Below are 9,020 nucleotides of genomic sequence, written 5' to 3'. Positions count from 1 at the left end.
ATTTCTGATCGTTACTGGACTGAGCATACTGGTGTGCGTACTGGAGATGATGGTATGTCACATTTCTGGGATGATAAAAATGAAGGTGCAGCAGAGCTAGATGAGTTGTTTGATGGCGGAGCCGCATCTGAAGCTCCCGCGGATTCATCTGCGCCACCAGCAGCACAGTAAACATATTTGAAAGACTAACTTCTTGCGAGTCTATTGTTAAGTTCTACAATAATTGTAAGAAGTTTAATTTCAAGGAGTGTGCCATGAAAGATCATGTACTGAATAATAAAGTGCTTTTGGTCGCAGTGTGCATTTCCATATCTGCATGTCTACAAGTATTTCCTGATACTTTTATTTATTGGCGGGAAAGTTTACTTGGTGAATTCTGGCGTTTATGGACTGCACATTGGGTACACGTAGGGTGGATTCATTTCCTTTTAAACATGATGGCATTCGCCTGTTTACCGTTTATCTTTCCGCACACCAAAGCGTGGCATCTTTTAAGTCTACTTTTACTGTTGCCACCGTTCATTAGCTTGGTCTTCTATTTTTATTTACCTTATATCGAGGCATATGCTGGTTTGTCAGGTGTTTTACATGGGCTATATACAGCAGTTGCTTTAGTTTATTTGCAATATCGTAAAGAACGGAATTTTGCTTTTCTGGTCTTAGGATTAATTATTGCAAAACTGATATGGGAAAATACTTTTGGACAAACAGGAACTGCCCAGTTAATAGGAAGCCCAGTCTTAACTGAAGCTCACTTATATGGAGCAATTGGTGGAGCAATCTTTGGGGGCTGCTATTGGCTTGCTCAAAGATTAAAAAAGAAATATTGACAATACAAACTGTTAAAAAAGTGATTTTAGTCATTCTTTATTAACAAAGTTTGATGCAAATTTGATCGTTGAATAAAGGGATTGGTAGAAGGGGGAAGGAATTAACCCCTGACCAAGAAAATTGCATGACTCAAGCTCCTGTTTTTCAGGTTTTTGAGAGAACAAAATTGGAATATTTATGCAAGAACATCAGGAAAAAAGATCTGGATTAGGTCTGTTGGGTTATATCTGGAACGAATGGATCTCAACATTCGTCATCCTCATTCTACTATTAATGACACTAATCATTGGTACCGGGGAGATGATCCACGGGCAATTATTACGTATCGGGGAACGTCTTTATGGTGATCCTGCGATAGGCATGCAATATTCATTTTTGCGTGCTGAACCTGAAAAGCCGACTTGTGATCGACATCCAAATATCGATGCTCAAGTAAAAGAACAAATGAAAGCGAATGCATCTGATGATTTTTCGAGTTTCTTTGGTGCAGCATCGGAAAGTGATGTCCGTGCATCGCTTCTCGCAGCGCAGCAACAATGTGACGAGAAATATCAGGCATATGACAAGACAATTAAATATATCGAAGCTAACCCTGGTGTACGTACTTACCGTGCTATCGAGACCGGTTTCTTTGGTATTTTTAAATTTGGTACAGAAAACCGCGCAATTTTACTGATCTTTATGGTTCTAATTTCTGCGATTACTGCATCGTTAAAATTTCACCATATTGGCTTACGTAATCCAGCAACAAAAATCGATTACAAAGTCTATTCAATCTTTATGGTGATTGGTAATGCGCTACTCAGTTTCTCTGTAATTAGTCAGTATCGTTCAGTCATTAACTCTGGTGTGATACCTACCTATGAAACAGTAACCATTTACTGGATTTGGATGATTCTATTCGTTGTTCTGACTTTAATTAGTCTTTATCAACTATTTTTTTCACCACCAGCAAAACGTGAAGGCGGTAATATTGGCTTAGCCTTATTAAGTGTACCTTTATATGCTTACATGGCTTTGATTACGGGCATAGTATTCACATTCTTTATGGATTATCCAATGGGGCAAGGGATTTACCTTGGCTTGTTGGTTGAGTTCTCAGGTATTTTCTTAAACCTTGCCTTGTTTATTTGGGCAGGTATGCTTTTAACCCAAACACGTGTTATGGACTTGTTCCTTAATGTGCTTCGCCCGTGGAACTTGGCACCAGAAACCTTAACATGGTTAATTCTAATTGCAGCTGCGGTACCGACAGCTTATACAGGCGCGTCAGGTATTTTCGTTATTGCAGCAGGTGCAATTATTTATAAAGAAGTCTGGAATGCGGGTGCTCGCCGTCAATATGCATTGGCTGTATCTGCAATGTCAGGTTCTTTAGGTGTGGTAGTACGTCCATGTCTACTGGTTGTTTTAATTGCGATGCTGGACAGCCGTCATGTAACGTCTGATGAGTTGTTTGGCCATGGTGTTTATGTATTTTGGTTAACAGCATTTATTTTCTTGGGTGTTTCATTACTCTTGGCTGAAGAGAAGTTCCGTGTAAATTCGCCAAAAGTTGCGATTCCAGGCATGATGCGCGCCTTTGTACCTGTAATTCCATACATTCTGATCACTGCTGTTGTTCTTGCTATTTATAAATATGCGTTAGACACAGGAATGAATGAATTTACTGCACCAGTAATTTTGCCATTAGTTCTGATCGCAATGATTTTGTATGACAAATTGGTCGCTACAAAAGAAACTCCTGCGATCAATATTCATGAGGCGATTGTTCGTGAACATGAACAGAAATCACCATTCCTTCGAGCGCATGATCCGCATAGTTCTCAGTTCCGTCTTGGTTTTGGTGGAGCGCTTCGCTTTGCAACTTCAGAAACTGTAGGCCATATTGGCGCACTAATTATTCTGATGGCATTGTCTGCAAGTGTTGGTGGTTTAATTGAACGTTCTGAAGTGGTTGAATTATTGCCGACTCATTTAGGCAGTATCTATATATCACTGGCATGTATTGCACTGTTACTTGCTATTATTGGTATGTGTACAGATCCATTTGGTGCTGTAATTTTAGTTGCTGCAACCATTGCGCCTGTAGCATACGAAAATGGTATTCATCCAATTCACTTCTGGATGATTGTATTGGTTGCATTCGAATTTGGTTATGTAACCCCACCAGTTGCCTTGAACCATCTACTCACGCGGTTGTCCGTCGGAGATGATGAAGTGAACGCTGCTGATGCTGAAGCGAAAGAGAAATATACAAGCTTCTATTTCCGTTATGAGCGCTGGTTGCTACCAATTATTGTCTTGTTCTCATCACTAGTATTAGTTACTTATGTGCCATATGTATTTAAGTTATTCGGTTGGTATCATTAACTTAAATTAAAGTATCGGTTATACAAAAAAGCCTTCCTAAATGGAGGGCTTTTTTATTAAGAAGATTCAATAAATTTAGGAAAAAGAATGGCTGGAGTTATTAATTAAAATAAAAAAAGCTAAAGTTATCTATCTTTAGCTTTTTTTATTTCCCATTGAAAAACTATTGCTGTTTGAGCTGAGCTTCAAGCAATTTAACTTGTTCTTCTTTGAGTTTAGTTAATTGATCAGCATCAGCATGCTGAGCTTTTAAAGTTGCTTCTTGATCTTTTAGCTGGCGATGGATGTCATCGAGTTTAGACACTTCTTCTTTTGCTAAAGACTCTTGAGCTGGTACAGGCTGTTTGAGTACATCTTCATTCACAAGCTGTTGTGAACTTGCAGTTTCTGCTACAGGTTCTGAACTTGATGATGGATCCGTGGTTTTAGCAGGAGCGGGTGTCGAAACAGGTTGAGGATCAACCATTGGTGCGGATGGCTCGGTTTTTTTGAAAAACCATTGTGCAGCTAAAAAAAGCACTACAAGAATGCTTAAGCCCCCAATTAAAATCCACAATAGTTTTGAGTTTTGTTTTCTTTGTAGTGGCATCTCTAAGACCTTTAGTCAGGACGACGAGGCTTGAACTGTATTACTCCAACTTCATCAGGTACAGCGGGTGTTTCAGGCTCATCAATATGAGTCGGACGATTTTCACTATAACCGCATTCGATACATTCAATCCATTCGTCTTCAGCGGTGGTTAGCATGACAATCCGATCTGTTGCTTCACATTTTGGACATTTAGCCCCAGCAATGAAACGTTTTTTCATCTTTATCACCCTAACCACACGATCAATTTAGGCCCATAGTTTAAGCGGTTTTACTGTCATTCGTCCAACCTTGATGACGTAACAGTGCATCAATTTTAGGTTCACGGCCACGGAAACTCACAAATGCTTCAAGTGCAGTATCTTTACCACCCACTGCTAAAATTGCCTGACGGAATTCTTTACCAGTTTGAGTGTTGAAAATACCTTCGTGTTCAAAACGGTCGAATGCATCACTCGCTAAAACTTCTGCCCATTTGTAAGAGTAATAACCTGCTGCATAACCACCAGCAAAAATATGACTGAAGCTATGTTGGAAGCGGTTGTAGTCCACAGCAGGAACTACTGCATACTGCTTACGAATGTCATCTAAGGTCTGCTGAATTTGCTCACTATTCAAAGCAGGTGTTTTAGTGTGAATAGTCAAATCAAACAATGCAAATTCAAGCTGACGTAAAGTTTGCATACCAGACTGGAAGAATCGCGCATTTAATAAAGCATCGAGTAATTCTTGTGGCAAAGTTTGTTTGCTATCGATGTGTTCACTTAATACATCTAGGCTTTCTTTATCCCAAGACCAGAATTCCATGAACTGGCTTGGTAGCTCTACTGCATCCCAAGCAACACCATGAGTTCCTGCAACTGAAATATTATCTACTTCGGTTAGCATGTGATGTAAACCATGTCCAAACTCATGGAATAACGTGATCACTTCATCATGGGTGAGTAAGGCCGGCTGATCACCTACTGGAGGCGTGAAGTTACACACCATGTAGCAAATTGGTTTTTGTAAACCATGAACAGTTTGCATGCGTGAACGGAAACCATTCATCCATGCACCGCCACGTTTACCCGTACGTGCATAGATGTCAAAGAAGAAGCCACCAATCACTTGGCCTTGGTCTTCTAATTCAAAATAACGTGCATCTGGATGCCAGACTGGCGCTTGTCTTTCGATGATGCTAATACCATATAAGCGCTGCACGATCTGGAATAAACCCTGAATGACTTTGGGTGCAGGGAAGTACGGTTTTAATGCTTCTTGCGATAAGTTGAATTGTTGCTGTTTGAGCTTTTCAGAATAGTAAGTACTATCCCAAGGTTTAAGTTCGTCAACACCATCTTGCTTGGCAATCTCTTGAAGTTCAGCAACTTCTTGAAGAGCAGGAGCACGAGCATGCTCAGCGAGATCAACTAAAAAGTCATGTACCGTTTTTACATCTGGTGCCATTTTGCTTGCAAGAGAATATTCAGCGTAGTTATTGAAACCAAGTAGCTTCGCCATTTCCTGACGAAGACTTAAAATTTCTTCCATAATTTTGCTGTTATCAAACTCAGTTTGTTCAGACTGATCAGATGCACGAGTGACATAAGCCCTGTAAAGCTCTTCACGCAAAGCGCGGTCATCTGCATAAGTCATGATTGCAAAATAAGCTGGGAAATCTAGAGTTGCTACAGCTTGATCGAGTTCACGTTGTTTACCGTATTGTTTTAATAACTCAACATTACTTTCAGGAAGACCTTTTAGCTCAGTTTCTGTAAGCGGTTTAAAGTATGCTTGTGTTGCATCAAGTACATGGTTAGAAAAATCAGAAGAAAGCTGTGAAAGTCGAGCAGAAATATCTGCATAGCGTTTTTTCTCTTCACCCTCTAAAGCCACACCAGAAAGTTTAAAATCACGTAAAGCGAGTCGAATAGCACTTTGTTGGGCTGGACTAAGAGAGGTATAACCCTGACCATCATGAATATGCTGATAAGTTTGATAGAGCGCCGTGTGTTGACCAAGTTGAGTGTAATATTCACTCAAGGCCGGTAATAACGATTGATAGACTTCTCTGGTTTCAGCATTGTTCATCACCGCATTTAAATGTGATAAAACACCCCATGATTCACTGAGGTTGTTTTCAAGTGTATCGACTTGTTCAAGTACGGCAAGTTGTTGAGCGGTATCGGTAGGTACAGCGGTAAGAGTATTTAAAAATTCTTGGCCTGCTTGAATCGCTTGTTGGATGTCTTGTTTTAAATTTTCTAATTTAATTTGATCAAAACGCGGGGTTGGTAAGGTCGCTTGCTGTAAAGTCATTGCTGTTAGCCACATTATTTTTTAAACATGTTATTAGATGTAGGTCCTCTCAAGCCAGAAATCAAGTTTAATGTGCAAAATAAGCTTTTTAAAAAGAAATAAGTCCCAAATCGGGACTTATTTCTAGGCTGGCAACATCTACTGTTTAATTATTCAGCCTTTGATTTTGCATTGGCCTTTTTCTTTTTAGGCTTAGACTTTTTCTTTACTTTTTCTGGTTTACTTTCGGCTTTTGCAGAAGCTTTTTTACCAGACTTTTTAGTATAAGAACTCGCCTTAGCTTTTTCTTTCTTTTTATGAACAGGTCTTTCACCATCACTACTTGTTGGTTTACTGAAAACTTCTTCAGTTGCCTGTGAAGAGGTTTTAGTTGTGCGTGGCGCACGGCTACGAACGACTCTTCCTGCATGCGTGACTTGTTGAAGAAGCTGGAAGTCAATTTTACGTTCTTCAAGATTTACGCCAGCCACCTGAATTTTAACTTCATCGCCTAAACCAAAGACTTGACCACGATTTTGACCTACCAGATTTTGGCTCGCTTGGTCATAAATAAAGAAGTCATCACCGAGTTGGCTAATATGAATCATGCCATCGACATATAGATCTTTAAGTGTAATGAATAAACCAAATTCGGTTACTGCACTTACGATACCAATAAACTCGTCACCCAAATGCTGTTGCATATAGTGACACTTCAACCAAGTTGTTACGCTACGAGAAGCTTCATCTGCACGGCGCTCAGTTTGAGAAAAATGTTCACCAGCATCATCAAGCGCTGCACCAGAGAGTGGATAAGGCTTTTGTTTCAAGTGTGCCTTAATAGCACGGTGTAACAATAAATCTGGGTAACGACGGATTGGCGAAGTGAAATGAGTATAGGCTTCATAAGCCAAACCATAGTGTCCCGCATTTTTTGCGCCATAATAAGCTTGCATCATTGAGCGTAATAAAACGGCATGAATACTTGGTGCATCAATACGGTCTTTGGTCGCTTCAATAACTTTTTGATAGTCTGCTTGAGTTGGTTGATCAGGGAAGGGTAGACCAAGCAATTTCACAAAGTCTTTTACTTTCTGAATACGTGAAAACTCAGGAGCTTCATGCACACGATATAACATTGGAACATCATGTTCTAATGCATATTCAGCTGCAGCAACGTTAGCAAGCAACATACATTCTTCAATGAGCTTATGTGCTTCATTACGTGTACGTGGCAAAATTTCTTTAATCCCGCCCAGCTCATCAAAAGTCATGTACGTTTCAATGGTTTCAAATTCCATTGCATGGCGGTCGGCACGCAAGTTTTTCAAAATTTGATAAAGCTGGAAAAGTGTGTTTAAAGATTTATGAACATCACGATCTTTTGGAATCGCATCTGTTGCGCCTTCAAAGTATTGCGCTACCTGTGTATAGGTCAAACGTGCTTTTGAGTGCATAACCGACGGATAAAAATCGTAACCAGTTACACGGCCTGAACGAGAGAGCTTAAGGTCACAGACCATACATAAGCGGTCTACGTGAGGGTTCAGAGAACACAAACCATTTGACAAAGCCTCTGGTAGCATTGGTAATACAAAGTGTGGGAAATATACCGAAGTGCCTCGTTCCTCAGCTTCTTCGTTAAGGGCTGAGTCTAAGCGGACATAATGGCTGACATCGGCAATTGCGACTACAACGCGGTAACCACCACCCGGACGTTTTTCTGCATAAACTGCATCGTCAAAATCTCGAGCGTCTTCACCATCAATTGTAACTAATGCCAAATCTCTTAAATCAATACGACCTTCACGGTCTTGAGCAGATGGCTCTTTAAAACTTTCTGCTTCTTTTAATACCTGATCTGGAAATTCATATGGCAAACCAAATTCAAGAATGGTTTGTGGAATGATAATTTCTGTATCGGCTTTGTCTGCCATAGACTGAATAATATGTGCTGTTGAAAACTCTTCACGGGTCGGATAGCTATCAATTGCAACACGTAGCATATCGCCAACATTCGCCTTAGCATGTTTTACGAGTTCTTTTTCTAAAGGAATAGGCTGATGCTGATTGGGATTGTTGGGTTGAATAAAATATTCACCCTCATGAACTGACAATTTACCAATTAATTGTTTAACACGATGCTGTAAAACTTCTGTGATAAAACCCCAAGGTTTACCTTTACGGTCTACTGAAGTCTGGCGCACTCTAACTCGGTCACCATTAAATACTAAACGTAATTCACGTTCAGGAAGTAAAAGATCAGTTTGACCATCAATATGTGCTGTACCTAAACCTTTACTATTAATATAAACAGTTGCTTCATATGTTGGTTGATCTGCCACCAACTGAAATTTAAAACCGTCTTTCATGATTTGACCATCACGAACCATAGCACTTAAACGATGACTTAATGCTTCGATACTTTTTTGGTCATGAATATTAAAATGATCGACAAGCTCTGCATGAGATTGTGGTGTTTGCAACTGCTCCAACGTATCTAAAATCAGAGTACGGCTTGGAATAGGATTGTCATAACGTTCAGCTTCAGCTTTCGCTTCAGGGTCAGCCCAGTTTTTTGTCATGTCGTTTTGTTTCACGCTTGGCAGATAAGTTTAGCATAAGCCATGCAGACCCGAACTGCACGTTCAGGTTTGCAATAATGTGTTATGCACTACAGTATTTTGATGAAGAAATAATATCTATCTTAACAAGCGTTTGATCGAAAAAGACGAAAATAATGAGGAAATTGCTTAAAAAATAATTCATTGAACTAAAAAACAAGAAAATTTCAGTATGATGACTTGAACAATGTGGTTTTAGTTTGTATTATGGCGGCTCGTTCCGGTGAGGTGGATGAGTGGCTGAAATCACTTCCCTGCTAAGGAAGCATACCTATTACTGGTATCGAGGGTTCGAATCCCTCTCTCACCGCCATTTACTTAAT

Annotated in this window: 6 protein-coding genes, 1 tRNA gene and 1 pseudogene; 4 read left to right on the top strand and 4 right to left on the bottom strand. The window is 39.9% G+C overall.

What is annotated here, in order from left to right; translation table 11 throughout:
• The 3 genes and pseudogenes from UC75_RS20885 to UC75_RS08870 form a co-directional block, all read left to right on the top strand.
• Positions 1-171: pseudogene (locus UC75_RS20885) on the top strand (hypothetical protein); the annotation flags it as partial.
• An 83-nt stretch (positions 172-254) separates the two neighbouring features.
• On the top strand, positions 255-830 hold the full coding sequence (rrtA, locus tag UC75_RS08875) for a rhombosortase (RefSeq protein ID WP_004789598.1): 576 nt from the start codon (positions 255-257) through the stop codon (positions 828-830).
• Positions 831-1,008: 178 nt separating this feature from the next.
• Positions 1,009-3,204: a TRAP transporter large permease subunit gene (locus UC75_RS08870; protein WP_049837377.1), complete on the top strand. Its 2,196-nt coding sequence runs from the start codon at positions 1,009-1,011 to the stop codon at positions 3,202-3,204.
• Positions 3,205-3,367: 163 nt separating this feature from the next.
• Here the strand turns inward: UC75_RS08870 and UC75_RS08865 are convergent, their stop codons facing one another.
• The 4 genes from UC75_RS08865 to rnr form a co-directional block, all read right to left on the bottom strand.
• A complete protein-coding gene (locus UC75_RS08865) occupies positions 3,368-3,793 on the bottom strand; it encodes a hypothetical protein (RefSeq protein WP_049837376.1) in 426 nt (141 codons plus the stop codon).
• Between the two features lie 11 nt (positions 3,794-3,804).
• On the bottom strand, positions 3,805-4,014 hold the full coding sequence (locus UC75_RS08860; RefSeq protein WP_016140118.1) for a YheV family putative zinc ribbon protein: 210 nt from the start codon (positions 4,012-4,014) through the stop codon (positions 3,805-3,807).
• Positions 4,015-4,054: 40 nt separating this feature from the next.
• Complete coding sequence (locus tag UC75_RS08855; protein ID WP_049837375.1) at positions 4,055-6,109, bottom strand: M3 family metallopeptidase; 2,055 nt, start codon at positions 6,107-6,109, stop codon at positions 4,055-4,057.
• Positions 6,110-6,243: 134 nt separating this feature from the next.
• Positions 6,244-8,658 carry a ribonuclease R gene (gene rnr / locus UC75_RS08850; RefSeq protein WP_049837597.1) on the bottom strand — a complete coding sequence of 805 codons (2,415 nt, stop codon included), beginning with the start codon at positions 8,656-8,658 and terminating at the stop codon, positions 6,244-6,246.
• A 261-nt stretch (positions 8,659-8,919) separates the two neighbouring features.
• Here rnr and UC75_RS08845 point away from each other — a divergent pair.
• A tRNA-Ser gene (locus UC75_RS08845) sits at positions 8,920-9,010 on the top strand.
• The last annotated feature ends 10 nt before the right edge of the window (positions 9,011-9,020 follow it).

The organism is Acinetobacter sp. V2, assembly GCF_001188385.1.
GTDB lineage: Bacteria > Pseudomonadota > Gammaproteobacteria > Pseudomonadales > Moraxellaceae > Acinetobacter > Acinetobacter oleivorans.
Note: the sequence above shows the minus strand (reverse complement) of the source record. Positions and strands in the feature narration are given on the sequence as shown.